General features: G+C 42.6%; 1 protein-coding gene. It reads right to left on the minus strand.

Annotation, left to right across the window (positions count from 1 at the left end; genetic code table 11):
- Nucleotides 1-30: 30 nt before the first annotated feature.
- On the minus strand, nt 31-578 hold a 548-nt coding region (locus BG32_RS05375), incomplete at its 5' end, for an amino acid ABC transporter permease (protein ID WP_147434837.1).

The raw sequence follows: 578 nt of genomic DNA on the forward strand, positions 1-578 counted from the left end.
CAGATTTCAGTCATTATCAGCATTTCTTAATTATCTTACCCATTCTAGTCCGGGTATCTCAACCTTCTTTTCGAGTATGCTGAATATTTTAGTGAAGAAGAGAACCACAACTAGATAGATCACAGCAACGACGAGATACACTTCGAAAAACTGAAAGTTTCGTGAGGCAATAAACTTTGCCTGAGCCATTAGTTCCGGTGCGCCAACAATATAAGCAAGAGAAGTATACTTCAAGAGGTATATGAACTCATTTGTCCATGCTGGAATTACTCTTCTGAACGCCTGGGGCATAATGATCTGCAGAATCGCCTGCCATTTTGTCATTCCGAGAGATCTGGCCGCCTTCATCTGGTTACCTGAAATGGACTGAATAGATCCTCTCAAATACTCCGCCTGATAACAACCGCTGTTGATGGCAAAACCAATGATTGCGGCCGCGAACGGGGAGAGATTCATTCCGAGAGGTGGAAGCCCATAATACAGAATGAACAACTGTACGAGAAGTGGTGTACCTCTTATTATTTCAATAATTGCGGTCGCAACACCATGGAAGAGTTTGTTTCCATAAACTCTTGCTA

Source organism: Mesotoga sp. HF07.pep.5.2.highcov (assembly GCF_003666285.1).
Classification (GTDB): Bacteria; Thermotogota; Thermotogae; order Petrotogales; family Kosmotogaceae; genus Mesotoga; species Mesotoga prima.